Origin of the sequence: Vibrio sp. 10N.261.55.C5, from assembly GCF_041470505.1 — a bacterium.
Classification (GTDB): Bacteria; Pseudomonadota; Gammaproteobacteria; order Enterobacterales; family Vibrionaceae; genus Vibrio; species Vibrio crassostreae_C.
This window is the reverse complement of the sequence record NZ_JBFRMS010000043.1, coordinates 1-25,573: the sequence shown is the minus strand read 5'-3', so window position 1 is coordinate 25,573 and position 25,573 is coordinate 1. Positions and strand designations below refer to the sequence as shown.

At 44.9% G+C, this 25,573-nt stretch carries 19 protein-coding genes and 1 pseudogene; 15 read left to right on the top strand and 5 right to left on the bottom strand.

Translation table 11 applies throughout. From position 1 onward, the window contains the following. Window positions 1-124: 124 nt before the first annotated feature. Together AB4263_RS15680 and AB4263_RS15675 are read left to right on the top strand one after the other, a co-directional pair. Window positions 125-1,723, top strand: a complete 1,599-nt coding sequence (locus AB4263_RS15680; protein ID WP_372098496.1) for an isocitrate lyase — start codon at window positions 125-127, stop codon at window positions 1,721-1,723. Window positions 1,724-1,935: 212 nt separating this feature from the next. After that, window positions 1,936-2,514, top strand: a complete 579-nt coding sequence (locus AB4263_RS15675; RefSeq protein ID WP_017059982.1) for a hypothetical protein — start codon at window positions 1,936-1,938, stop codon at window positions 2,512-2,514. A 103-nt stretch (window positions 2,515-2,617) separates the two neighbouring features. Here the strand turns inward: AB4263_RS15675 and AB4263_RS15670 are convergent, their stop codons facing one another. Beyond that, on the bottom strand, window positions 2,618-3,010 hold the full coding sequence (locus AB4263_RS15670; protein WP_372057262.1) for a cystatin domain-containing protein: 393 nt from the start codon (window positions 3,008-3,010) through the stop codon (window positions 2,618-2,620). A gap of 667 nt (window positions 3,011-3,677) precedes the next feature. On the opposite strand from AB4263_RS15670, the gene AB4263_RS15665 reads away from it, so the two are divergent. Both AB4263_RS15665 and AB4263_RS15660 read left to right on the top strand, forming a co-directional pair. Continuing rightward, complete coding sequence (locus AB4263_RS15665; RefSeq protein ID WP_372098495.1) at window positions 3,678-4,907, top strand: acyl-homoserine-lactone synthase; 1,230 nt, start codon at window positions 3,678-3,680, stop codon at window positions 4,905-4,907. Then, on the top strand, window positions 4,900-7,509 hold the full coding sequence (locus AB4263_RS15660; protein ID WP_372098494.1) for a response regulator: 2,610 nt from the start codon (window positions 4,900-4,902) through the stop codon (window positions 7,507-7,509). Before AB4263_RS15665 ends, AB4263_RS15660 begins: the two co-directional genes overlap by 8 nt. 122 nt (window positions 7,510-7,631) lie before the next feature. On the opposite strand, the gene AB4263_RS15655 is transcribed toward AB4263_RS15660, so the two are convergent. Together AB4263_RS15655 and kduD are read right to left on the bottom strand one after the other, a co-directional pair. Beyond that, window positions 7,632-8,270: an RpiB/LacA/LacB family sugar-phosphate isomerase gene (locus AB4263_RS15655; RefSeq protein ID WP_017059986.1), complete on the bottom strand. Its 639-nt coding sequence runs from the start codon at window positions 8,268-8,270 to the stop codon at window positions 7,632-7,634. Window positions 8,271-8,323: 53 nt separating this feature from the next. Next, window positions 8,324-9,085, bottom strand: a complete 762-nt coding sequence (gene kduD / locus AB4263_RS15650) for a 2-dehydro-3-deoxy-D-gluconate 5-dehydrogenase KduD (RefSeq protein ID WP_017067926.1) — start codon at window positions 9,083-9,085, stop codon at window positions 8,324-8,326. 317 nt (window positions 9,086-9,402) lie between these two features. On the opposite strand from kduD, the gene AB4263_RS15645 reads away from it, so the two are divergent. Together AB4263_RS15645 and AB4263_RS15640 are read left to right on the top strand one after the other, a co-directional pair. Further along, a complete protein-coding gene (locus AB4263_RS15645; RefSeq protein ID WP_136974696.1) occupies window positions 9,403-10,734 on the top strand; it encodes an MFS transporter in 1,332 nt (443 codons plus the stop codon). 191 nt (window positions 10,735-10,925) lie between these two features. Continuing rightward, entirely contained in the window at window positions 10,926-11,807 is an 882-nt protein-coding gene (locus AB4263_RS15640) for a multidrug transporter (protein WP_372098493.1), read from the top strand. On the opposite strand, the gene AB4263_RS15635 is transcribed toward AB4263_RS15640, so the two are convergent. Next, on the bottom strand, window positions 11,794-12,984 hold the full coding sequence (locus AB4263_RS15635) for a GGDEF domain-containing protein (RefSeq protein WP_372098492.1): 1,191 nt from the start codon (window positions 12,982-12,984) through the stop codon (window positions 11,794-11,796). The two genes, AB4263_RS15640 and AB4263_RS15635, sit on opposite strands and share 14 nt — an antisense overlap. Before the next feature lie 319 nt (window positions 12,985-13,303). Here AB4263_RS15635 and AB4263_RS15630 point away from each other — a divergent pair, with 319 nt between their 5' ends. The 6 genes from AB4263_RS15630 to AB4263_RS15605 all read left to right on the top strand — a co-directional run bounded on the left by AB4263_RS15630 (window position 13,304) and on the right by AB4263_RS15605 (window position 22,412). Further along, a complete protein-coding gene (locus AB4263_RS15630; RefSeq protein WP_372098491.1) occupies window positions 13,304-14,092 on the top strand; it encodes a phytanoyl-CoA dioxygenase family protein in 789 nt (262 codons plus the stop codon). Window positions 14,093-14,112: 20 nt separating this feature from the next. Beyond that, window positions 14,113-15,102 carry a zinc-dependent alcohol dehydrogenase family protein gene (locus tag AB4263_RS15625; protein ID WP_017059992.1) on the top strand — a complete coding sequence of 330 codons (990 nt, stop codon included), beginning with the start codon at window positions 14,113-14,115 and terminating at the stop codon, window positions 15,100-15,102. A 301-nt stretch (window positions 15,103-15,403) separates the two neighbouring features. Then, on the top strand, window positions 15,404-17,308 hold the full coding sequence (locus AB4263_RS15620; RefSeq protein ID WP_372098489.1) for a bifunctional UDP-sugar hydrolase/5'-nucleotidase: 1,905 nt from the start codon (window positions 15,404-15,406) through the stop codon (window positions 17,306-17,308). A 741-nt stretch (window positions 17,309-18,049) separates the two neighbouring features. After that, window positions 18,050-18,748: an ABC transporter ATP-binding protein gene (locus tag AB4263_RS15615; protein WP_372098488.1), complete on the top strand. Its 699-nt coding sequence runs from the start codon at window positions 18,050-18,052 to the stop codon at window positions 18,746-18,748. Window positions 18,749-18,756: 8 nt separating this feature from the next. Beyond that, complete coding sequence (locus AB4263_RS15610) at window positions 18,757-21,279, top strand: FtsX-like permease family protein (RefSeq protein WP_372098517.1); 2,523 nt, start codon at window positions 18,757-18,759, stop codon at window positions 21,277-21,279. Next, window positions 21,279-22,412 carry a lipocalin-like domain-containing protein gene (locus AB4263_RS15605; RefSeq protein WP_372098486.1) on the top strand — a complete coding sequence of 378 codons (1,134 nt, stop codon included), beginning with the start codon at window positions 21,279-21,281 and terminating at the stop codon, window positions 22,410-22,412. The genes AB4263_RS15610 and AB4263_RS15605 overlap by 1 nt, the downstream gene beginning before the upstream one ends. Before the next feature lie 65 nt (window positions 22,413-22,477). On the opposite strand, the gene AB4263_RS15600 is transcribed toward AB4263_RS15605, so the two are convergent. After that, window positions 22,478-23,266 carry a helix-turn-helix domain-containing protein gene (locus tag AB4263_RS15600; RefSeq protein ID WP_029235520.1) on the bottom strand — a complete coding sequence of 263 codons (789 nt, stop codon included), beginning with the start codon at window positions 23,264-23,266 and terminating at the stop codon, window positions 22,478-22,480. 98 nt (window positions 23,267-23,364) lie between these two features. On the opposite strand from AB4263_RS15600, the gene AB4263_RS15595 reads away from it, so the two are divergent. The 3 genes and pseudogenes from AB4263_RS15595 (at window position 23,365) to AB4263_RS15585 (ending at window position 25,447) form a co-directional block, all read left to right on the top strand. Next, complete coding sequence (locus AB4263_RS15595; protein WP_372098485.1) at window positions 23,365-24,258, top strand: DMT family transporter; 894 nt, start codon at window positions 23,365-23,367, stop codon at window positions 24,256-24,258. Window positions 24,259-24,306: 48 nt separating this feature from the next. Further along, window positions 24,307-24,561: pseudogene (locus AB4263_RS15590) on the top strand (peptide ABC transporter substrate-binding protein); the annotation flags it as partial. A gap of 382 nt (window positions 24,562-24,943) precedes the next feature. Continuing rightward, a complete protein-coding gene (locus AB4263_RS15585; protein WP_004737700.1) occupies window positions 24,944-25,447 on the top strand; it encodes an acyl-CoA thioesterase in 504 nt (167 codons plus the stop codon). Window positions 25,448-25,573 lie beyond the last annotated feature (126 nt).

Genomic DNA, 25,573 nt, shown 5'->3' with positions numbered 1-25,573 from the left:
AATACCGAATATAATAACTATAAATTAACAAAATTATCACATGAGTGGTTATTCTTTGTCCATAGCAAAGTTTTAATCCAAGCCAATTTGGCAACCATACCCCACGTGAAACTAAGGAATAGTTATGTCGCAAATTACACAAGATATCGAAATGATAGAAGTTGCAAAAAGCGCTGCAGGTGCTCCATGGGATGCAATCAATGCTGAATCTGCTGCTCGTATGCGAGCTCAAAACAAATTCAAAACAGGTCTAGATATCGCGCAATACACGGCAGATATCATGCGTGCGGATATGGAGGCTTACGATAAAGACAGTTCTCAATACACTCAGTCTTTAGGCTGCTGGCATGGTTTTATCGGCCAACAAAAGTTGATTTCTATTAAGAAGCACTTTGATGGCAAGACTGACCGTCGTTACCTATACCTTTCTGGTTGGATGGTTGCTGCACTTCGCTCTGATTTTGGTCCACTTCCAGACCAATCAATGCACGAGAAAACGTCAGTTGCAGGCCTAGTTGAAGAGCTATACACCTTCCTACGTCAAGCTGATGCACGTGAACTGGGTGGTTTATTCCGTGAGCTAGACGCTGCACGTGAAGCGGGCGACGTTAACCAACAAGACCTTATCCAAGACAAAATCGACAATCACGTAACACACGTGGTGCCAATCATCGCCGATATCGATGCAGGTTTTGGTAACGCAGAAGCGACCTACCTAATGGCTAAGCAGATGATTGAAGCAGGCGCATGTTGTCTACAAATTGAAAACCAAGTTGCCGATGAGAAGCAATGTGGTCACCAAGACGGCAAAGTAACGGTTCCACACGCTGACTTCCACGCAAAACTTCGCGCACTTCGTTACGCTTTCCTTGAACTAGGCATCGACAACGGCGTTATTGTTGCTCGTACCGATTCTCAAGGCGCTGGTCTAACAAAAGAAATCGCAGTAGTGAAAGAGCCGGGCGACCAAGGTGATATCTACAACTCATACCTAGATGTTGAAGAGATCGATGTTGCAGATATGGCAGAAGGCGACGTTTGCTTTAACCGTGACGGCAAGCTAGTTCGACCTAAGCGTCTACCTTCAGGCTTATACCAATTCCGCCAAGGTACTGGTGAAGAGCGTTGTGTATTCGACTGTATTGAAGCAATCAACGCGGGTGCTGACCTACTATGGATTGAGACTGAGAAGCCACACATCGGTCAAATCAAAGAGATGATGGACGGCGTACGTGAAGTTCACCCTAATGCGAAGCTGGTTTACAACAACTCTCCATCATTCAACTGGACGCTAAACTTCCGTCAGCAAGCTTACGATGCGATGGTAGCAGAAGGTAAAGATGTTTCAGCTTACGACCGTGCAAGCCTAATGAGCGCGGAATACGATGAAACTGAACTGTCTGCAAGCGCTGACGAGAAGATCCGTACATTCCAAGCAGACGCATCACGTGAAGCGGGTATTTTCCACCACTTGATTACGCTACCGACTTACCACACTGCTGCGCTGTCTACTGACAACCTAGCGAAAGAGTACTTCGGCGACCAAGGCATGTTAGGTTACGTTGCGAATGTTCAGCGTAAAGAAATCCGCCAAGGCATCGCATGTGTTAAACACCAAAACATGTCTGGTTCTGACATGGGTGATGACCACAAAGAGTACTTTGCTGGTGAGAACGCACTAAAAGCTGCAGGTGAAGCGAATACATCGAACCAATTTGATTAATCGCTAACGCTAAAGCCTCCCCCGTCCTTCTCTCTTACTTAGGTAAGATCCGGGGGAAGGCTTTGAGATAAAGCTTGTACTGCCAGCTTTATCTCAAAGCCTCAGATTTGTGTTCCACACCACGGTTAACCGAACAACTTCTGTTTAAGCTAACTGTATACATATTTGTTCAGATTCCTATTTGTTGAGATTTTTATTTGTTGAGAGTGCCTATGACTTCAATACCTACACACCTACAAGATGCAAAAACACTGTTATCAGAGAATGGTTTCGCGACGGGTGATACTTGGTATCACGGCACATCTTCAGCTTTATTGGCTTCGATTCAAGGCCAAGGTTTAAAACGTTCTGGAGACAAAGCGCTCAACGAAGCAGCTTCAAAAACTATGGCAACCATCGGCAACAACTATACCGAATCGGTTGAGCCAGTGTTTCTCACTCAGAGTAAAGAACTGGCGTACTACTGGGCTCAACAAACCGTTCGTGAGCGAGGCGTTCGATTCGAAGGTGAAGAACAACCTATCGTACTAGCGGTAAACCTATCTGAAAAGCAACGCACCAAAGTAAGACCGGACGTAGGCGCAATGAGTCTATTGATGATGAGTGTGGGCGAGCAATTCATGTCTCATCTCACTGAAATTTATCAAGCCAACAACATTGCAGGCCCCGACATCGAGCTTCGCACTGCCGATCGCATGGACTACCTCAATAAACTCGGTATGGCCTACATTGATGAAGACATCAGCCGAGCTTGTGTTCAGGAGTTAGCCGAGCCCGAGCTGGCCGACTGAAATCGTTCAGTGAATCAGTCTTCTTAAAAACAAAAATGGCTCCCAATACGGAGCCATTTTTATTTGCTATCAGCCTATCTCACAAGATACAGACGCATCTAGATTATGAGCACAGAAGACCTTTCTGTGCAGGTTGCGTCATTTCGATGTCACCTTGTAGAGAACGGTAAACGATGGTGTTCCACACTTCACCATTATCCATTTCAAACTCAATAGCGTAATTCAAACCCGCGACAACCTGAGTTCGCACACTCAGGATCTGCTTGAGCTCAGCTGAAGTGTTCATTTGACCAAGAACTGCGTTTAAAGCTTGCTTAGCTTCTGGTGTAATCTCACTTTGCGACCAACCACCCGTCAGGTTTTTAGTACTGCAGATAGGGTTCGCATTCTCTTGTGGTTGAGTCGGTACCTCTGATTTCTGACTACACCCAGCTAACGCCGCGACACTAAACAAGGCTGCTATTCCAAGTAATGATGTTAATCGTACTTTCTTCATAAATTCTCTCCACCTCAATCACTCACGAGGGATCACTCGTAATAATGTTTCATATGCAGACAAGCTTAAACCTCGAATGTCATCAATTCATCAGAGATTATGGTGTAACTACTCTATAAACACAGAAGATTGTCAGGAAAACAAAGTCGAGCACTGGAGCACTGCTTTATCCTCCTGATATTTAAATCAATAGAATGGGTAGCGAAGGAATAAGCGAGTATAAGACAGATATAATGCATCAGTTAATTACATATCTCACACCAAATACATTCACGTTGCAATTAATAAGATGAGCTCATGTTGATTTGGATTGTGATATTGGTTCAAAAAATAGATATTTGAGATTATTTTATAAATTCAAAAGTTTATGCTCGGCTTAATCATGTCTGATTTTAAAACTGTGAACCAGCCCTACAAGTTGTTGATAATAATGTACTTTGTTCATCTGTGAATTCATTCAAATATGGAAAATCTTTATTGTTAAGGGTAGGTGCAAGTAGTAAAATCTCACCCGATTATGCAACTTACTTCTCACAACATGGACACAAGTAAAGTTACGATTAGCTCTCTCAAAGTAACGTAACTTCAAACACATACCTAAAATCAGTGTCCTATAGATAGTGCAGATCAAATAAAAATAATTATATAAACCTAGGCTAGGTTAAACATGAAATTAACGTCGTCTTTAGGCTCACTGTTGGCTAGCAGTCTGTCTATCGAAATAAAACAGCGAGCGCTGATAGAGCTCGTCATCAGCACTTATCAGCCACATGAGCGCACTGAGCTTTTTCAAAGCGTGACTGAATATCGTAGAAGCCAATTAGAATTGCTTTTCCCAGAGCATCAAAACAAAAGCTACTCTGTATTGTTTGAGGTGATGGACTACCGCGATCTGATTCTGCGCTATCCAAATACACTATCTGCAGAGATTGCTCTTCTAGAGCAGGCTGTAGGGCAGTGCTATATGCATTGGCTAGATTTCTGGTGTGAGTGTGAAATTGCTGCGATCAAAGCAAAATCTCCATTAAATCCAAGCTCCATTTCTCATGTCGACCTCCCTATCAATGACAGTGCTTATTACGGTGCGATCATCGAACAGATAGAACATGAGCCACTTTTGGTACAAACACCGAGTCACCCACAAGGAATGCCAATCAGCGATGCCATTGCTTTAAGCAATCTCGAGGTGTTCATCAAGGGCGAGAAATGGTTTGAGATGCTGCCTTTATTACACCTTTCTCAGGCAGGTAAGCATTTTATTCTGCTCAAGCATCCAGTCGATGAAGCCTTTCCAACACTGGTTTCCTCTGCGCTGATTCAAGACTGGTCTAAGAATGACACTTGGCTAAGTTACGCACCGCCGTTCAGCAATGAGCAATGGCAATACTGTTTACCCAATTACGGCTACGATGAACTCGCAGGGTTACAACTTTTCACACCGCCTACACTGTCAAAATGTTACTCTCTCCCAGAATTTGACCAACAATTCCAGTTACAATTGTCCGACAAAGATGCCCTGTGTGAGGTGTTACGTCTGACAGTCAGTGGCAATACCCAACAAAAGCTCTATTTCCTCTACCTTTCTCAAAAAGAGCTGATGAGTGTGTTACACCAAATAGGCAATAAGATTGGCTTCACTATTATCGAGCAACCTTTCATGCTTCAGTTTTATCAAACCATTGATTCCAATGCATACTTCCATTCTGGATATTGCGAATTAAATGACGATGGCACGACAATTTATCGTGGATTCTGGAATTTTGAGATGATGGTAAAAGCGTTCAATAATGTCGATTTTCGAAGCTACAAACGCGCAGTGCGAGAAAGCAGAAAGTCATTAGAAAAGTCGCGCTCGGCAGGAAAAACTAGCTCGGTGAAAAAGGATGAACATGTTTGATTTCGGCCTAGAGGCGATCATCTATGCAAAAGCAATCACACTGCTTGCAACCGTGGCTGTGGTTGTCATGTGGTTGTTCTATTACTGCTATCGCCTGAAACAGAAGAACGAAGTGATCGCAGGGACACACCATGCCCCTTACATCGCGTATTCGATCTGCATTGTTGCGTGGATCAGCAGTAACGCTTATTTCCATACCGACTTATTACCGGAACTTGGGGCCTCGGCCGCCGTGTTCGCCGCAAAGTTTGCCAACCTCGCCTCGTTCTTTGCGTTTGCCTTTGCCTATTACTTCTCGTGCAAACTCGCCGCTGAACAACGTAATGGTAAGGTTCATGTGTGGCAGCAAGCCATTTTCGTCACCCTGACCGTCTACTCCTTCTTTATCAATTTAAGTCCGGGGTTAACCGTTGAACACGTCACCATTGCAGGCCCAAGCCAGTTCGTGATTGAGTTTGGCCCGCATACGCCGTACTTCTTTATTGGGATGATTAGCTTTGTAGTGCTAACACTACTCAACCTGGTGGCCATGCGCGCCAACAGCAGCAAGCTAACTTTAGCCAAAACCAACTATATGATCGCCGGCATTTTAGTCTTCATGCTGTCTACTGCGACGATCCACCTAGGCATGACCTACTTCTTGCGTGATTTCTCGCTCACTTGGCTGCCACCAGCTTTGTCGATAAGTGAAATGTTGTTCGTTGGCTATGCCCTGCTGACCTCGCGCTTCTACAGCGTGAAATACCTGGCGTACATGAGCCTAAATGCGATGTTGGTTTGTGCTATTTTGGTGATCCCTTTTGGCGCGATATTTATCCCGCTGACAGACGACAGTCAATGGCTGGTTGCTATCCCAATCTGCGCGATTATCGGCATCACGTGGCATGTTCTCTACAAGCGCGTAAGCCACTACGCCTCGTTCTTTGTCTACGGAAACAAGAAAACGCCAGTACAACAGATCCTCTCACTAGAAGACGATTTCAAGCTGTCGATTGATGATGCAATGCGTCGATTAGGTAGCCTATTGCAGATTCCCGAAGACAAGTTGCGTCTGGTGAACAGCAACTACAACGAAACCTTCTACGAAGATTACCTGTCTACCAACAAGTCCGTTTTAGTGTTCGATGAGCTGTCTCAGGAGCTTGATTACACCGCACCAGCCAAGCGCTCGATAAAAGCCCTATATGACAAGATGAGCTCAAACGACACCGCTTTGGTGATGCCTTTATTTGGTCAGGGGAAATCGGTCACGCACTTATTGGTCTCATCACATAAGAGCAACGATAAGATGTTCTCTAACGAAGAGATCTCTGCACTGCAAACCTTGTTAACTCGTGTACAAAGCACCATTGAAGCCGATAGACGCATTCGCCAAAGTCGCGCGCTTGCTAATTCTATCGCACACGAAATGCGTAACCCGCTGGCTCAAGTGCAGCTGCATTTTGAGGTGTTAAAACAGCACATTGATAACCAAGCCCCAGCTAAACAAATCCTAAAGGATATTGAGAATGGCCAAGCGGCGATTCAACGCGGGCGACAACTGATTGATATCATCCTGCGCGAAGTCAGTGACAGTACGCCTGAACACGGCCCTGTGGCCATGACCTCTATCCACAAAGCCGTAGATCAAGCCGTAAGCCACTATGGTTTTGAGAATGAAAAGATCATTGAACGCATTCGTTTACCACAACACGCTGATTTTGTAGCAAAGCTCAATGAAACCTTATTCAATTTCGTTATTTTCAACCTGATACGTAATGCAATCTATTACTTTGATTCTTATCCAGAAAGCCAAATTGAGATCAGCACCAACACAGGGCCTTACGAGAACGTTCTGATATTCCGAGATACCGGCCCTGGCATTGACGAAGCAATTGCACATAAGATCTTTGATGACTTCTTCTCTTACCAAAAAAGCGGTGGTAGCGGCCTAGGGCTTGGCTATTGCCAACGTGTGATGCGTTCATTTGGCGGCCGAGTTGAGTGCCACTCTAAACTTGGGGAGTTTACTGAGTTCCACCTGTACTTCCCGGTAGTACCCAATGCACCCAAAGCAGACGCACTTCGTACGCCTTACTTCGATGATTGGAAAGGTAATCAAACCACAACTGAAAACAAACCCAACGCAGAAGTTAAGCCAGATAACCAAGCGGAAACGCAAAGTTCAGAGCCAACAAGTACGCTAACCCCAGAGAACCATTTGGCTCCAACCGTGCTTATCGTCGATGATAAAGAAGTGCAACGCACGCTTGTTCAGATGTACCTGAGTCGACTTGGCGTAAATAGCTTACAAGCTAAAAACGGCGAGAATGCCGTCGAGCTGTTCAAAACACACAAGGTCGATTTGATCTTAATGGACGTACAAATGCCGATAATGAATGGTTTTGACGCAAGCCAAATCATCAAGGCACGCTCACCTCAAACACCAATCATTGCTTTGTCTGGCGAATCAGGACAACACGAGTTAGATATGATCAGCAAACTGATGGATGGTCGCTTAGAGAAGCCAACCTCTTTGAAGGCACTGCAACGCGTGCTCGATAACTGGCTAGAGAAAGGCTGTGCCTCAAATGCTTCCAAAGAAACCGAAGATGAAGAGTAGATGCAGGAAAACACGAATCGCAATTTAGCCAGTTGATTACTGTTTGTCTCATTACATTGCTTTAATTATTCATCAAAAAGCCAGCCGAACAAGGCTGGCTCTATCAGAACTAAACGCTCTAATTAATCTAAAAGTGAACGAACATAATCAGCGATTTCTTGGTTTTGGCAATGCTCAAAGAAGCATTGTTGGAAACGCTCGCTGCCAACCGCTGTTTTCACTAGATCTTGGTCGATAGCTCTCAGAGAATCAATAAAGTTATCTTTTACCACCGCCGCTTTCACTTCATTCAAAATTGCTGCATTACGTTGCTGTGGTTCTGCACGTTCTAGTGGATACCCATTACCACGCTCGCCTGTGAACGCTTTTTCAAAGATATAACGAATGTTGAGTTCACCTGCCCAGCCAAAGCCTTTAGCAAAAGCGAGAGCGAGAGCATTGCCGTTGTTGATTTGGTTAAACAAGAAAGCATCTGATGGCTCTAGGCAGTAACCACAAACCACACCCGGGTGCAGGTTCAGTGACATCAAAGCACCTTGCCCTGTTCCACATCCCGTCACAACAAAGTCCACAGCCTTTGAGTTGATCAGAATACTGGCCATGATACCTAAGTGGATATACGTTAAGTGGTGATCATTCTCGTCGGTCATACCTAAGTTGAAAACATCGTGACCAATGCCACCCGCCACTGACTCTAGCTCAGCTGCAACCATGGCATTTTTACCTGCCTGACTGTTTTCCATCATTAAAGCGATTTTCATTTATCTTCTCCTGCAAGATTGCTGCAAACTCAAAATTTAGAATAAAAAACCAACTAGCGTGCTAACCAACCACCGTCAACAGCAATGGTATAGCCATTAATGTAATCCGATGCTGATGATGCTAAGAACACACAAGGACCTGCGATATCTTGCGGTTTACCCCAACGCTCAGCCGGAATACGCTCAAGAATCGCTTGATTGCGCTCAGCATCTTCACGCAGAGCTTGAGTATTGTTCGTTTCCATATAACCGGGTGCTATCGCATTCACATTGATATTGTCGCGCGCCCATTCGTTCGCCATAGCACGTGTCACTCCCATCACAGCGCTTTTTGAAGCCGTATAGGAAGGAACTCGAATGCCACCTTGGAATGAGAGCATCGATGCAATGTTAATGATCTTTCCGCCAGTACCTTGAGCCTTAAACTGCTTTGCAACAGCCTGAGACATAAAGAACACCGTCTTGGTGTTCACGTTCATTACGTCATCCCAATCTTGCTCTGAGAACTCAATAGCATCTTGGCGGCGAATAATTCCTGCATTGTTCACGAGAATGTCGACTTGGCCAAACTCAGCCAAAGTGCGCTCTATAACCCCTGGAATGCACGCTTGCTCGAGAAGATCAGCACTCACGTTTAGGAACGAATGACCTGCTGCACTCATTTTCTCAATAGTCTCTTCAGGCTCTGTTCGGTTAACACCGACAACCTTACAACCGGCTTCCGCTAGGCCTAATGCAATACCTTGCCCAAGCCCCGTGTTACAGCCCGTCACTATCGCTACTTTACCTTCCAGACTGAATGACTCTAAGATCATGCTCGCTTCCTCAATTACATTGGATTCATTGCGTATCGTTATTACCAATAATTAAATCATACAATAAGATGTAAATACGAGAGCGACGTTGTAGAAGTTCGATCTTGCACCAAAATCAGTCGAACAAGTGAAACGGCACCACAAACTAAATGAATAGGGGAAAGTGATTTGAAGACGAGAAACCTATAACCCACTATGAACAATGAGTTCGAAGATCACCCAAACCAGATATTTTAGGGATTTGGCAACAATTCCATGATTTAAAAGAGTAAAAGGGTTATACATAATAATGTGTTATCTAAATTACTGAAATTATCATGACGCTCAAAGAGATCCTTAAAATTCCCAATGTCCGCTACTTCTTGATGTTTAGAAGCAGCTACTTTGCGCGTTTTTACTACCCTATATTCACACTACTTTATTTAGATTACGGGTTAACCCTGTCTCAATTCGCGATGCTCAATGTAGTTTGGGCGGCCACCATTGTGCTTGCTGAAGTACCGTCGGGTGCATTCGCCGATACCTTAGGCCGCAAGAAACTGGTGGTGCTGTCTTCGATTGTGATGTTTGTTGAGATCGCGATGATCGCGCTAGTACCAACCGGAAACCCCGACTTGGTGTTCATTGTTTTTCTGATTAACCGGATTCTCAGTGGCTTAGCGATGGCACTGGCCAGCGGTGCTGACGAGGCATTGGCCTACGACACTTTAAAGGAACAAGGCAATGAAGAGTTGTGGCCCCGAGTGCTGCAAATCCAGCTTCGTGTCGCCTCAACTGTCGGTATCTTTGTCACTCTAATTGGTGCGGCGATGTACGATGTGAACTTTATGACGAACATCTTTCATTTCCTTGGACTAGCCGAACCAGAAAGCACTAAAGACCTGATGCGTATTCCTGTGTTCGCCACCCTATTTGTAGCGATGATCGCCATCTATGCCGCGATTAATATGCGCGAAGAGAAAAAGGTGATGCCAAGCGACCAAACCAAATTGGCAACCACCATCTCAAGTCTTAAATTGACGATCGATGCGGGTAAATGGGTATTCGCTACGCCTTACGTGCTGTTCATCTTGCTCTACTACAGCCTATTCGAACACACCTCACGCATGTTCCTAACCATGAACAGCCAATACTATCTGGCGATTGATATTCCAATTATCTACTTTGGTTTTATTGGTGCGGGTATCAGCTTGCTTAAGATTATATTGGCAGGACAAAGCCGAAGATTAGCAGAGAGTATGGAGGCTAAAACCTTCATTGTGGTTATGGGATTGGCAAGCATGGCGACTTATTACTGGATCAGTTTAGGTTGGTCGATTTACGGAGTCATTCCGGCACTAGTATTAATCTTTATCATCATGACGATGAACATTTTCATCAGCTACCACCTGAATAAAAAAACCGAATCACACAACAGAGCCACCGTTCTTAGTTTCAAAGGTTTGATGTTTAACCTCGGATACGGTCTGATCGGTATCTTGTACGCTTACTACTATAAGTTGGTGTCTCAGGGCTACACCGAACAAGAAATAGAACAGAACCTTGCCTTCTTGGCCTCACTGTCTTCTTTTTTCTATTACTTCACCTTACTGTTCGTTTTGATCAGCGCGCTGTTCTACTTCAAGAACAGAAAAGAAGCGATTTTCTAAACAATCGATTGATGTCGAGTGACAAGTAAATGAAGCCGTTAAGGTTTACAGCGCAAGTTTTAAAGACCGAATATTCTTCAAAACCGAGCGATTCACGCAACTGACTATTGCTTATTAAAAGAACAAGTCGCTTCTTATATTGGTTTTATTTGTTAATATAATCAGCAAATTACATAACACATGGACGCGTCATGTCTTTTAGTTGGATAGCCTTTACTCTCCTTGCTGCCTTTAGCCAATCTTGGCGCAATGCCTTTCAAAGTAAATTAAGTGGCACCATGAGCGTGGCTGGCGTAACGTTAGCGCGATTTATTTGGGCTAGCCCTATCGCCCTAATTTATCTGTGCGCCCTCTATCAATGGCAGCCCGTATCCGCACCGGATTTTTCGGGTGAGTTTGTTTTCTATATTGTTGCTGCCGCCATCATTCAGATCCTCGCGACCGGCTTAATGGTGATGCTGTTCAAGCTCGAAAACTATGCGATAGGCGCAGGCTTAGCCAAGTGTGAAGCCCCCGTATCTGCTGTGCTATCCGTATTGTTTTTTGGTACTGCTTTGACACTAACAGGTTGGGTCGGCGTACTTATTGGTACTTTAGGCGTGCTAATCATGAGTAGCGCTTCTGGCTGGCGAAGCTTGTCCCCGAAAGTGTTCTTATTAGGTATGGCGTGTAGCACCGCCTTTGCTTTAACGTCTCTTTGGGTACGGGAAGCAAGTTTGAGCATAGGGTTGCCCTTCCCTCATAGCGCTGCTTGGGTGCTGTTCCTCGTCATTTCCCTTCAGACAGTGATTATCTGTACGTATCTCTTTTTCAGAGAACGCGACACGCTGCGCCTGATATTCAAGAAGTCGAAACTAGTCATCATGACAAGCTTAGCGAGTGTTATCGGTTCTCTGGGTTGGTTTAGCGCGATGTCGCTTCAAGCCGTGCCGTACGTAAAGACACTCGGGCAAGTCGAAGTGATCTTCATGGTGTTGATATCCTATTTCTGGTTAGGGCAAAGCATCGCGCGCAAAGACATTCTTGCGCTCATCTTGCTTTCTATCGCAGCAGTATTGGTTATGTGGCAGTGACGAGCTCGTTAATATGACTAGGACAAATTGAAGTCATATTGCGACCGTTTGTTTTCGCTTGATATAACGCTTTGTCGGCTCGGCTAATAAACCCATTCCAACTCTCATGCGGGTGAAGCTGAGCAACACCAAAACTCGATGTCAGAAACATCTCATTCCCTTGCACGGCTGAGATCTCTGAAATAGATAATCGCAGCTTACAAGCAATAGCCTGTGCTTGTAGGAAATTAACATTGGGCAATAAAATCATTATCTCGTCTCCGCCAAAACGAAACGCACTGGCTGTTGGCGATGTTTTGATTGCACTTTGAACCATTTCAGCAAAAGACTTGATCACGAGATCACCCACAATGTGTCCGTGTTGGTCATTGATCGACTTAAAGTTATCAATATCCATCATAATGGCACTAACAGGTGCAGTCCCCGCCTGCTTCATGACGACTGGAACCATTTCATCTAAAGCTCTGCGGTTTCCAAGTGCCGTTAGAGGATCGCTGTAGGACAGCTCGTGAATAGAACTAAGCAACCTTGCGTTAATCAGCCAAAGCATTGTAAAGCTCATCGACACAATAAGAACGATGCTCACTAAAAAGGCAAGTTGATGAATGAGAGTGGCCGCCATGAAATCCTGGAGCTCAGTTGAAAATAGCGTCACCACAACTCGAAAAACCATAAACCCGCCATATATCGTAAATGACGAGGCCATCATCCGAATACCTAGAGTCAAGTCATCACGCCGGCCCTTTAATACCGCAAAGGCAGTGCAAAGAGTCACAAAAGCCAGATATAAACTAATGAGGATAATTCGAGCCTTTATGGAAGGCTCATAGAACGTGAAGTAAATAAAACATGGCAAAAGAGCCAACATCATTAGACTACTGAGGTAGGTGCATTTGAGAGAGTATTCTCGAAACAGACATAAGCTATACAAGGCGAGATGAAAACCAAGCGCAATGACCATATTGGCACCAATAACGGTGACCCAATCAGGGAACTCCCCTCTTAGGCTCAACATCAACGGCCCAGTTCCGATAACAAATATTGAAATGGAAAAGATTGAAAGCCCTTTAATGGACTGTTGAGTGAATTGAAATAACAACAAGCCAATACAGTAAATGAAAGAGAACAAAATAATAATAAAATTAAGTGTTCTCATATCCAGCGAAAAACCATCCATGATTTTCTATCTTCCATACGCAACCAAATTTCAACATGGTCAATAATCATGCAAACCACAAAAACATTCACCATGTGAATCTTTTTATTTTATAAAAAAAGGGGGTAGATCACATATGCGGAGATTTTTATCGCATGAGTCCATGATATGGATAGGCATGTAACACTCGCCCCCATAGAGTTTTATCGCATCACTGAATCTACAGGCTTCTGCACTCGTTACTTGGTTGAATGACGACTGTCTGGCATTATGCGCCCAAGAAATCTCTAGGGCTGTTGACCTTAGTTATTATACAGCAAAGAATGAACGAAGGTAGTCAGTGGTAGAAAACAGCCAACAATTAAGTGACCGTTACGACGAACATGGTTACTTTGTTATCAGAAATTATTTCAATGAAGCTCAAATTGCATCGCTTAGAAAAGTCGTGCTGAAATTTCATGAATCATGGAAAGCAGACAACGAAGAATTCTATAAAGAAGAAGCATTTAACTCGTCTTTAATTACGGGAAGCGAGTATTTGCCTGCCGACGATAGAAGCGTGCTTTTCGACTTCATAAGCTCGAAACAAGTGATGGATGTGGTTGATGCGGTGATTCCGAACAAGCCGGCATTCATGAATACACAGCTGTTTTTCAACCCAGTAAACCCGCAGCAAAAAGACTTCTGGCATCGTGACTGTCAATACGACTACGACATTGATGACCAGATGAAAGTCATCATGGAAACCCAAGTATTGCATCTGCGAGTGCCCCTTTTTGATGAGCCCGGCATGGAACTTATCCCCGGCACGCACAAACGTTGGGATAACGAAGAAGAGTACAATGTTCGCCAAGAAGAAAACGGCAAAGTGAGCAGCGATGACATCTCTGGTGGTAAGCAGATACCATTAGCCGCCGGTGACTTATTGGTGTTTTCAGCGGACATGATCCACCGAGGCCGATATGGCTTGGATCGTTTGGCTTTGGATATTTTGATCTTTGATTCGGCGGCAGACTATGTCGACTACGTTGATAACGACTGTTTACCGACGCCAGCTATGTTAAGCAATATTAGCGACCCAAGGTTGTTTATGAACACGCTACACTTAAAATCAATGCAGTACTCATAATCCATAAAGGTGCCCAAACTATGACTGACACTAAGCAAAATACCCGAATTAGCCAGTTCCGTTTCGGTCAGCCAAAAGAATCTCTCAAGTTAGAACATGTCGCTTTAGGGGTACTAGACAAAGATAAAGTTCGCGTACAAATTGAAGCGACTAACATCAACCCTAGTGATCTGTTGTCGATTTATGGTGTGGGCCAATACAAACATAGCCATCAGCCTCCGAGAGTACCGGGATTTGAAGCGGTAGGAAGGATTGTAGAATCCAGCAGTGCTGAGTTTATAGTGAATCAACGAGTGCTTGTGGCAACCAGTGGAACATGGCAGAACTATGTCGATGTATCGCCAGATGATCTGTTCCAAATTCCTCAACATTTAGACAATGGCTACGCCTGTCAGTTGTACATTAATGCGCTAACCGCATGGGTGCTAACGACAGAAATAGCCAAGCTGACCCAAGAGGATGTGTTGATCATCAACGCGGGCAGTTCAGCCATCGGTAAGATCTTCTCCCAGTTATCAGCATCACTCGGCTTCAACATCATTGTCGTTACATCACAGCAGACACAATACCCTGCCACTTCCTGTTGGGTGATAGATGCGAACGCTGATCTAGTTTCTCAAATTAAGGCATTAGGCTTGCCTATGCCAACCGTTGCCTTTGATGCGATTGGCGGCTCACCCGGAACCGATCTTGTTCACACCCTTGGCAACAACGGGCGCTTTATCAACTATGGGACGCTGTCGTTGGATTTTTACGAGCCACGCTTCTTTGAGTACGCGAAAAACCAACACATCGATTTCAGCACCTTCTTCTTGCGTTATTGGGAGGAAGCAGAAGGTAAAGATGTTCGCCGTGATAAGTTCACGACCATGCTAGATCACTTCATCACAAACGACATTCAGCTCGACGTTGACCGCTATCTACCATTCGATGAAGTGCAAACCGCGATTGATCTCATTGAATCGAAAACCACACGCCTAGAGGGCAAGATCATCTTACTGCCACAGTAAGTGAGAGTTGGACGATATATACCTTGTTTATTTCAACAGGCAAGACGTTTAACAGCTTACAAGCGTGCTTGTTAATACACCATCGCTTAGGAAGTTTGATTAAAGAAATCGAAGATTGAAAAGATAGCGAAGAGTTGTGGTGCATTTCTCCATAACTTAAGTGGTTACGAGATGGTCATGAATCACATTTATTTGAAACATCAATTAGTTATATCATTAGAAATATGATACTGATCACCCATAAGATAACCTCGATTCTATATGGTAGCGTCATACTTAAAACCACGATGTGAACATACTTATGAAAAGACACATACTATCAAGCGCCATCCTACTCTCTCTAGCCTTTCCCACCTTTGCAGCTGATGGCGATATACACGATGTCACGATACTGGGTACTTCAGATATCCACGGTCATTTTATGGCGTGGGATTACGCGGCAGATAAACTCAACACTCGTGGTAGCTTGAGCCAAATCGCGACCAAAGTTGGTGAGATCCGCAAAGAGCAATCTAACATTATCCTTGTCGACGCTGGCGATACCATCCAAGGCAACTTCGTAGAAACCTTCAAAGACGAGCCCGTTGATCCAATGATGCTTGGCTTTAATCACATGAAATACGATGTGTGGGTTTTAGGTAACCACGAATTCGACTTTGGCCTCAAAACCCTCAACAGGGCCGTTACCCAATTTAAAGGGCAGTCTCTCGGTGGCAACATCAAGAACAAAAACGGAAACCCATTCCTGCCTGGTTACACCATCCTAGAACGCGGTAGCATTAAGATCGGCGTGATCGGAATGGATACCCCAATGACGGAGGTCTTTGCGCAAGGTACCAACCGTTTAGAAGGCGTCACTTTCACTAATCCAACCTTGGAAGTGAAGAAAATCGTCAAAGAGATTGATGATAAAGTGGATGCCATCATATTGGTTGCCCATATGGGAATTGAGAACGAGAATGACATTGCCGACACCGGTGTCACCGACATTGCCAATGCAAACCCAGAGCTTGATGCCATCGTCGCTGGCCACATGCACACTCGCATCGATAAAGCCGTTGTAAATGGCGTTATTATTACTGAACCCGACAGATATGGCCGCGCCCTATCTCGTATCGATCTTCAATTTGAAGAGCGCGATGGCACATTCACTCTCGTCAACAAAGACAGCTTCACCTATAAAATTAAAGGTATCGACTCTGATGAGAATATGGACGAGTTATACCAGCCTTACCACAAACAACTCCGAGAAATGGCGAACAGACCTGTCGCTCAACTTACCGGCGTTGATTTAGTCCCAGAAAACGAAATCCGCGGTATCCCTCAAGTCCATGTTCAAGACACAGGCATCAGTGCGCTATTCCAAGAAGCGAGCTTCTTCTATGCACCTAAAGCCAATGTCATCGCACTTCAAATAGACAACGACAATGCCAAGCTCGATATTGGCCCAATCAAAGCCAAAGACATCGCGTACAACTACCAATACGCAGGTGGCGAAATCACTGTCTACCAGATGACAGGCAAAGAGCTGAGAACCTACATGGAATGGTCTGCGGGCTACTTCAACTCAGTACAACCTGGCGATGTAACCTACAGTTTTAACCCTGAACGCAGAGCATCAAAATACTCGACCAATGACTTCTTCGCGGGCGTGGCTTATACCATCGACCTTACTCAGCCTGCAGGTACACGCATTACCAACCTCGCGTTTGCAGATGGCACTCCGGTTACAGATCAAACAGAAATCCGTATTGGTATGAATAGCTATCGAATGGGTCATCTAACCAAGAAAGGCGGCGTGCTAGAAGGCGAATCGTTCCCTGTACTTTTTGATACGGAAGCAGAGTATGGAGAAGAAGCAGGCACAATCCGTAATATGACCATCAAATATCTTAAAGAAGAAAGGAACGGTCAGTATGAAGGTAAACCTCAACAACGATGGGCACTTTCTGGTTTAGAAAGCCGTTATAATGAACAACGAGAGATAGTGAAGTCATTGATTAATGATGAAACCATATCAATCCCGACCAGTGACGATGGCCGCTACACAAACATCGCTTCTATCAACGTAAAAGAACTGATGTTCAAATCTGACGAAGCCAAACAAGCAGCCATAACCACACGCGAAAAGAAACTGGCGCAGGCGACTGAGCAAGAGAGTAAGCAAATCAAACGCGAAATCACTCTGATTGAAGCGCTCAATTAACCCCTGACCTCAACCAATAACGACTTAACGACGCTTAGAGCGTGGTTAGGTCGTTGATTACGGAAAGTTGAGTACGATCCATATTAAGTGACGTTGAAAAATAGAAGTAAAAGCAGACTCTTTGACACACTCATTACTATTGTAAGCAAGTACTTTGCAACTTGAAGGCTACACCGCCTCCCCCCCTTTTAGTAAAACCTAATAAATCAGATAGTTATCCACAGGTAGCCCCATTTCTTTATCTTGCCTTCCATCACATGCATGTTGATAATACGAAGAATCTCTCACATAAGGCGAGAGCTTCTTTATAGGTAATAATATGAATAACCCTGAATTGGTTTTCGCTATCGCTGCTTTGTTAGGTGCCTTAGCAAAATTAATCCTCGCAATAAAGTCCAAGTAACTAGATTTTCTTGGGCCTTACTAACCCTGATTGGCTTCAACCAATCGGGGGCGTTTTCTTTTAAAACGAATTGGAATTGGGACAATTTTTAACATAGATATTTATTATCTATAAACAGCCCCAAAAGCCTCCTAGGTGACTCTAAGCTCCCACAAACACCTGTATTCCTCCTCACACTGATCTATTTCTCTCTTTTCGCAGTACAAGTTATTAATTATTCGATATAAATCGCTTTCTTTTTCAAATTGTTGTCTACAGTTTTATAGAGCTTGTCGCTTCAGTAATTGCCACAAGTAACGACACCTTTTGATGGTAGGTTTTGGTTATAAGGAAAGGAAATGGAAAGCCCAATTGTCACACTCACACATGCCAGCAAAAGCTTTGTTGATGGTAAAGACACTCATAGCGTGTTGGAAAATGTCGACTTCGCTTTGGCAACAGGGGCAAGCGTGGCTTTGACAGGGGCGAGTGGTAGCGGGAAAAGTACTCTGCTGAACATCATTGCGGGGTTTGAACCTCTATCTGGTGGTGAGTTGTGGCTCGATGGCGAGAACACATCAAATTGGAAAGATCCACAATGGAGCCGATTTCGTCATCAAAAATTGGGCGTTATCTTTCAACAGTTCAACTTATTGACCCCACTCAACGTAAAACAAAACATCGCCTTCCCTCTTCATTTAAATCAACAGAAATGGAGCGACTGGTGCGATTATTTAGTTGATGCATTGGGCATCAGTGAGCTACTCGAAAGACACGTATCCGCACTCTCTGGCGGTCAGCAACAACGGGTGGCAATAGCGCGTGCGCTTGCCCATAAACCCAAACTACTGCTTGCCGATGAACCCACAGGCAACCTCGACCACAAAGCAGGCATTGAGGTAATGAAGCTGCTGAGTGAAATCACTACACAAGGCAACACTGCCGTGCTTTTGGTTACGCACAGCCCAGAATGCGCCAGCTTTATGCAGACAAAATTGGTGTTAGACGATGGTTGTTTAAGGTACGTAGATCTAACCCCAAGAGCAGCAACGTTGTGAGTCATTCAATGAAGCAAACTGGCTTTGCTCAGAACCAGCTCACCCATACCAAACTGACTCTGAATCTATTCGCGGCGCACTATCGTCAATCACCATTGCAAGCCGCAGCGATTCTGATCGGCATTGTGTTAGCGGTCACCTTGTTTGTCGCAGTGCAAGCCATCAACCTCAATGCCAAGCGCAGTTATGCAGAATCGACCGAGCAACTTAGCGCTCAAGCGCAGAACCTTATCATTCCACCAGCAGGGCAAAACTATTTGCCGGAATCGCTCTACTTCAGCTTAAGACAAAGTGGATTAAGCGCAGCGCTACCTGTTATTGAAGGGCGAGTAAGAGACGAGCAAGGTCGACGTTGGTCAGTTCAAGGCAGTGAGTTGATCGCCGCCCTCACTTCAAGATCTCGTCACGCTCGCATCGACGAACAAAGCAACACTCAAACCAAAGAACCAAACATTTCCCTGTTCGACAATGCCTTACCTTTGCCGCAACTCTTAGCGGGTGAACCCATTGTGATGATGAGCCAGTCGCAACACCAGAACTTGGGAGGAGTAGACACACTCACTTTGGATGAAGTGCTCACTCAAGTGGTAGTGCTACCAGATGAATGGCAGCTAGGTAGCCGAATGTTGATGGATATTGGGTTCGCTCAGCAACTGCTTAACAAACAAGGGCAACTGAGCTACATCGCTATTTTTGACACTAACAGCAATGCTCAGGATAAATGGCAAAGCCTTATTGGCGAGCAAGGGCAATGGATATCCAACAACCAAAGCACGGATCTCGGTTCAATTACCGATAGCTTTCACCTTAACCTCACCGCCATGAGTTTGTTGGCGTTTTTGGTTGGCCTGTTCATCGCTTACAACGGTGTGAAGTACAGTTTGCTGAAACGTAATCGGCTGTTGGTACAAATTCAACAAGCTGGGATTGCGCCAAGCATCGTATTTTCAGCTCTGTTAGTCGAGCTGACTGTTTTAGTCACACAGGGCGCGTCGCTTGGTTTCATTCTCGGCATTCAACTCAGCCATTGGCTACATCCCACCGTCGCAATAACGCTTGAGCAACTTTATGGTGCAACACTGCTTCCCGGCACATGGCAGTGGCAATGGTTAGTGCAAGCACTGCTACTCACGCTAGCCGCAACGCTTGTCGCGTGTTGGCAGCACTTTAAACAGCGGGTACGACAACCCCTCTCTTCCCATGGTGGTTTCTATCAAGCGCCGGAAGCGTCTAACGAAAATCAGCTGTTTGTTATCGGGTCAGTATTAACTATTCTCGCGTTAGCAGGTTTATGGATGAGCGAACATCATCGCTTCACCATGGAATGGCTCGGTGTGTTAGTGGTATCGATTCCTTTGTACCTGCCCAAAACGCTAAGCGTGCTAGCGAACTGGAGCGAAAAACGCACCCAATCGGGGTTAATACAATATCTGTTCGCTGAGCTGCGTGAACTTATCTCCCCTCTCTCCCTTGCCATGATGGCGTTGCTTCTCGCTGTCACCGCCAATATCGGAATGAATACCTTAGTCGGCAGCTTTGAATCCACGTTAAAGCAATGGCTTGAACAGCGCTTACATGCCGATATTTACGTTAGCCCTGCCCAAGGTGAAATCGCGAATGTCGAACGTGCGTTAGAGCAGTTTGAAAATGTTGAAACCGTTTATAAGCAATATTATGTCGACGATAACTTGCAGGGTTTACCGACTTTGCTCGGCACTAAAGACAAAGACACACTTGAGCAAACCATGGTGTTCCAATCCCACCTTGATGATTTCTGGACGCGCTTTTACCAAGGTGAATTCGTGGCAATCAGCGAACCTACGGCAGTGAAGCTCGGCTTGTCCCTTGGAAGCCGACTCAAGCTCGACGCGATCCAAGACAAAACACTCATCGTCGGGGCGATTTTCCACGATTACGGCTCACCGAATGGCGAAGTGTTACTTTCACCTAATTTATGGCTCGAAAACGGATTTACTGATTTACCCACCAGCTTGGGAATCAAAGTTTCTGGCGACCCACAAGTGGTGTACGAACAGCTACGCCAACAACTCAATCTGCACCTAGGTCAGCTTTACGATCAAGCACAGATCAAATCGATCGCGTTGGATATATTCTCACAAACCTTTGCTATCACTCGGGCGCTTAATGGCGTCACTTTAATGGTGGCGGTGATAGGGTTGTTCTGCGCCTGTTTCATGTTGCTCGATGCACGCAAAGCCGCTATTGCAAGGTTGTACGCGCTCGGTGTTAGTCAGAAAAAATTGATGGCGATGGTGGTCGGGCAAATCGTTGTTCTGGTCGCCTTCACTCTGGTTATCGCCTTACCACTCGGCGCTATGGTCGGTTATGTGTTGACGGACATCGTTACCCTGCGCGCCTTTGGTTGGAGCTTAAATTACGTATGGAATTGGAGTGACGCACTCAGCATCGCAGCCATCACCATTTTAGTCGCTGTGTTTGCGACCTTGATTCCACTGTGGCGTTTGGTCAGTAAACCCGTGGTATCCAGTTTACAAAGTGAGGTGTTGTGATGAGTCGACCAATGAGAATTTTCGTTCTCACACTTGGCATCTTACTCCTTTTAGGGTGTGAGGAGTCCACTCAACCATCAGCTCAAAATATGGGTTCGATACTCGGTACTGAAACACAAACCGAGAATGAAACGGCAATCGATCAAGCGCAATTTTCTCCGGTAGTAAAAGGTATCGACATCACTTTCCCTGCCGACCATCAAGCGCACCCTGATTTTCGTCATGAATGGTGGTATTTAACCGCAAACTTGATTGATGAAAAAGGCAATACGTTAGGCGTGCAATGGACACAGTTTCGCTTTGCGGCTGCACCACATGAAAGTGGCAATAGCACCAAGGAAACTACGTGGCAAAGTCAGCAGATTTACATGGCGCACAGCGCTGTCACCACTAAAAATAAACACTATGCCGATGAAAAATGGTCACGTGACCAAGCTGAACTGGCGGGTGTAAGCGATTCGCCGTTTCGTGTTTACCTCGATGATTGGCAATGGACGTCGACGACCGATGACCTGTTCCCAGCTACATTGGTCGCTAACTCGGGTCAATTTGGATATTCGCTTAAGTTAACCAACAACGCGCCATATCAAAAGCAAGGCGAACAAGGCTACAGCACTAAAAGTAGCGATGGCAAAGTGGCTTCCTATTACTACAGCCAACCATTCATCAATGTATCGGGCGAGGTAACTATTGATGGCGTCACCCATCAAGTTTCCGGCAAAGGTTGGATAGACAGAGAATGGAGCTCGCAGTTTTTACTCGACTCGCAACAAGGTTGGGATTGGTTTGCGCTAAGGCTGAGTGATGAAACCAGCTTGGTGGTATTTCAACTTCGAAACTCAACTACAGGCAAAGCCAGCTATTCTCATGCGAGGTTGATGAATCAAGATGGCTCCGGCATCGCGATTAAGCAGCAAGACATCAGCTTAACCGCCATCAAGCAAACTAAAATCGACGGGCGTGACTACCCAACAGAGTGGCAAGTTTCGATTCCAAGCCAGCAAATAGAACTGACCGTCTCGGCACTCAATCCAAATGCCAAAATGCCGCTGTCGGTTCCTTATTGGGAAGGGCCAATTGAAATCAAAGGTTCTCATTCTGGGTCTGGCTATATGGAGTTGACTGGGTATTAAGTCCTGTATTAATAAAGGTGAAATCTGACAACAAATACATCCGTTCTGTTAGGAACAACAACGAACTACAACAAACGGTTCTTATACTGCTCTGGCGTTTGGTTCGCGTAACGTTTGAACATGGTGATAAATGGGCTTGCTTGGTTATAACCCAATGTAAGAGCGACCTCTTTAACCGATTGGCCGTTTCTCAACAAGTCCATTGAGTATAGGTAGCGCACTCGCAGTCGCCACTCGGTAAAGCTCATTCCAAGCTCGGTCTGGCAGTGGCGAGAAAGGGTTCTTTCCGTGGTGTGGACACGTTCAGCCCAATCTTTCAGCGTCACTTCATCGGTTGGGTTCTCTTCAACAGAAGCCAATATAGGCGCTAGATACTTATTATCGGTTGAAGGCAAGAAGTGGTGTTCAACCTCACGCTGCGCAAGTTGGTCAAGCAGTACCTGAACGAGCCTTTGGTCTTGCTCGGTTTCCGCAACATTGATCCCACGATCGCGAAAATCATCGATAATAGAAGACACAATCGGCGTGATCTTTATAAGGCTAGTTTTATCTGGCAGGTGTTGCGTGAGTTCTGGGGCGATATTTAGTGAACAGTAGTCCAAAGGCTTACGGTTATAACTGCAATGCATCACCCCGGCCGGTACCCAAATCGCTAGATGTGGTGGCGCTAGAAATCGAGTGCTTTCCGCTTCCATCTCTAATATACCACCACTGATCAATTGAACCTGTCCCCATGAGTGGCTATGAACTCGGGTTTCAGTGTTCGAAAGAAACGCTTCAAAATTCATAAATACGTTGGATGGTGCCTTATCAATTAATAAGGATGGATGAAGGTTTCTGGAGTGTTTTTTCAAACTTGTCTTCCTATCGCGCTTAATGTCTTTCTAAAGATACTTGTAAGTATAACGACCTGTCAAACTAGCCGCACCAACTCATTCGCCACGGAATTCACATGCATTACCTATTACCATTTTTTACAGTCTGTATCTGGGGCGCCAATGCAATCGTCAACAAGCTTGCTGCAAGCACCATAGAACCTAGCGCAATGAGTTTTTACCGCTGGTTTTTTGCGATGTTAATTCTCACGCCTTTCTGTATTCGCCCAGTGATGAAACAGTGGGCTGTCATTAAGCCAAACTTATCGAAATTAGCGTTCCTCGGCTTTTTAGGCATGGTGTTGAATCAATCTCTAGGTTACTACGCCGGCTTAACCACAACCGCCTCTAACATGGCATTAATCACTTCTTTGGTTCCATTGGTCAGTGTATTTTTAAGCGTCCCTTTGCTGCACAAGTCGATTTCTAGTTTGAGTATTGTTGGCGGTGTGTTGTCACTATCAGGCTTAGCCCTGATGTTAGGCAAAGGCGATCCGTTATTCTTCATGCATCAAGAATTGACTCAAGGCGATGGCTATATGCTAATTGCAGCCTTTGTTTATGCTTCTTACTGTGTACTACTGAAACGCTGGAAAATGCCAATCAGTAGCTGGGTGGTGATATACATTCAGGGTCTGTTTGCTGTCGCGATGCTTACGCCACTTTGGCTTACCAGCGAACAACTGTTACCACCGCAACAAGCGATCCCATTGATAGCTTACGCCGCGGTTGCCGCTTCGATTTTAGCGCCTTGGATGTGGGTGAAAGCAATTGACACCATTGGTGCTGACTCAAGTGCGATGTTCATGAATTTGCTTCCGGTTGTTGCGATCGTATTAGCCGCGACATGGCTTGGTGAAGAGATTAACCAGTTCCACATCATTGGTGGTGTGATGGTGATTTCAGGTGTCATCCTTGCTCAAATCAGAAGAAAACCAAGGCTTGAGGCTCCTCTCCCTCAACAAAGCTAAACGCATTACCCAACGCTCACATTAGGGTAAAAATTCAAACTCACGTTTCACACAGCAAATGAGAGTGGCTACTGTAATCCATACTATGATGAGCCCTTACAGCAAGCGAGTAAAACGGAAGATCAGGCTAATCGCTTCGCTTTATACCAGCATGCTGAGTCACTACTTAACGAATCAGCAGCAGTTATGCCTTTATATCACTATAATCACACTCGATTAGTGCGAAATACACTCAAAGGCTTCCCTAACAACAATCCGAAAGGAAATATCTACGCGAAGGATCTATACTTCATAAAAGAGTAAAAGTGAGCTGAAGAATAAATAGTTTTAACTACCACTTTAGTGGTAATTGCGATAAAGTCACTTTAACTAAACCAAACAAGCAACGGTTAGTTGGCAAACAATAAAAGGTACCGACATGAGTACCTAAAGGCTTAGAAACACCTAGCATTACGCTAGGTGTTTTTTTTGCAATCTACCCTTTCTTTTAGCTTACTCTCGATTGTCTTTCCGTGTTTATCTCTCACCTTGAAACTCAATAACCATCAATATTCATCGGTTCGTCATCCGTTTGAAAAAAATAGTCTTAACCGTGAGATTATCCGCTTTAATTTCTATCATCTTATGTATATTGTTATTAGTAAGTAACAAGCATGTTATGCAGCATAATAATGAAGGAAGATAGATGAGCAGTAACAATAGCCGACAAGATGGTAAACGAGACGTTACTCTGCGTTTTTTAGCTGAACCCGGGGATGTGAACTTTGGTGGTAAAGTTCATGGTGGCGCAGCAATGAAATGGATCGATTTAGCAGCCTACGCTTGTTCCGCAGGTTGGAGCGGTAAATACTGTATAACAGCCTATGCAGGCGGAATTCGATTCGTTGCCCCAATTCATGTAGGCAACCTTGTGGAAGTAAGTGCAAAGGTCATTTACACAGGTTCATCTTCAATGCATATCGCTATCGACGTGCAAGCAAGCGACCCTAAAGAGCTCAATAACCGCCTAACAACTCACTGTATCGTTATTATGGTCGCTGTCGATGAGAATGGTAATCCGACTAAAGTGCCAGAGTGGATACCAGAGACGCCAGAAGACATCGAATTACGAGATTCGGCTATTCGCCTAATGAACATGCGAAAACAGATTGGTGAAGAGATGGAAGCTCACGTGAAGTACCTGAAATAAGGTCCACCAGCAGCCCTCCCCCTATAAAACTTTATTACAATGCCAAGCGCCTGCTTGGCATTGATCTATTTGATACCTTCGTGCTCTACACCGCCAAATCCGCTGCATGCGTATTTCGGTGATTGC